We start from the raw sequence: 795 nt of genomic DNA, 5'->3' as shown, positions 1-795 counted from the left end.
ATCAAAATAAATTGCGATAGTCCAAGTGCTTAGTAAACAGTTCTTCGATAGAACAGCGAAACTTTCGCCTGATTGATTTTGCGTGTGCCCACTTCTTTTCAATAGGATTCAGATCTGGGCTATATGGCGGTAAAAACTCAGCAATACAACCGCTATTTTGTATTGCTTGAAGCATATCACTGCGCTTATGGAAAGTGGCATTGTCCATCACTATGACCGCCCCTTCTTTCACCTTGGGCAATAAGTCTTGCGTTAGCCACGCATAAAATACATCGGAGTTGACACTCGATGTGAATAAACTCAGTGTCAGGAAGGTCATTCCTACGATAGCACCAATCGCATTTAACCGTCCTTTTGCATGCCAATCCTGAGTCCCATAGCAGCGGGTTCCTTTTACGGAATAGCCGTAATGACGAGGCATATCCTGTGCAAAACCACTTTCATCCAGATAGATTATTTCTTTACCTTGGGTTTCATATGCTTGAATTCGAGCGACGAACGCAGCTCGCTTGTCCTCGCACGCTTTAGGATGTTTTAGTGTTTTTTTTATAGCTAATATTGAGACGTTTAAGCGCGTAATGAATGGTTGGTTGGGTTACATTCAATCGTTTAGCGCGTTCCCACTGATAGTCATCAGGAAACTGTGCAATATCGTCTTTAAGTAATTCCATAGTGACTTTACTTGCTGGTTTATCTCGTTTGAGGCAAGGCTCCAACTTATTCTGCCAACGGAATAAAGAAGCGATATTGACACCAAAGTGTTCACTTGTTTGCTCAAAAGTAAGTTGGTGCTTT

At 42.0% G+C, this 795-nt stretch carries 2 protein-coding genes; both read right to left on the bottom strand.

Annotated elements, in window-relative coordinates; genetic code table 11:
- Position 1: 1 nt before the first annotated feature.
- Positions 2-550 carry an IS630 family transposase gene (locus HC733_RS22490; RefSeq protein WP_342366053.1) on the bottom strand — a complete coding sequence of 183 codons (549 nt, stop codon included), beginning with the start codon at positions 548-550 and terminating at the stop codon, positions 2-4.
- On the bottom strand, positions 525-795 hold a 271-nt coding region (locus HC733_RS22485; protein WP_190367194.1), incomplete at its 5' end, for an IS630 transposase-related protein. The genes HC733_RS22485 and HC733_RS22490, both read right to left, overlap by 26 nt.

The sequence above is a fragment of the Pseudoalteromonas sp. S16_S37 genome (assembly GCF_014694405.1).
Lineage (GTDB): Bacteria > Pseudomonadota > Gammaproteobacteria > Enterobacterales > Alteromonadaceae > Pseudoalteromonas.
The sequence above is the reverse complement of the archived record's forward strand: the minus strand, read 5'-3'. Positions and strand labels throughout refer to the sequence as shown.